We start from the raw sequence: 327 nt of genomic DNA, 5'->3' as shown, positions 1-327 counted from the left end.
TCCATAAGGGCGTTGGCGATACAGGCGGCAAGGTAGCTTTTTCCTTTCCCCACGCCGCCCCAAAACAGGTAGCCGATATTTTCAGCCTGCATGGTTTCCCAGCTCTCCACATAAAAGCGGGCGGTTTCGGTCTGCGGGTTTCTGCCGTTGTCATGCTCAAATGTCCAGTTCCGCATAGCAGGGTCGGTAAAGCCCCGGCGTTTCAAGTCCTCCACTTTTTCAAGGTGCTTCTGTCTGCTTTCAGCGGCTTCCCGTTTTTCACGGGCTGCCCGCTGGCAGTCGCACTCTGCCGGGTGTCGGTCATGCCCTAACCATTGGGCGGTTTCT

1 pseudogene is annotated in these 327 nt (G+C 56.6%); it reads right to left on the bottom strand.

The features are described 5' to 3' along the window. A pseudogene (locus DXD12_RS15730) lies at nt 1-327 on the bottom strand (ATP-binding protein); the annotation flags it as partial.

Origin of the sequence: Clostridium sp. TF11-13AC, assembly GCF_003481065.1 — a bacterium.
Lineage (GTDB): Bacteria > Bacillota > Clostridia > Lachnospirales > Lachnospiraceae > Otoolea > Otoolea fessa.
Note: the sequence above shows the minus strand (reverse complement) of the source record. Positions and strands in the feature narration are given on the sequence as shown.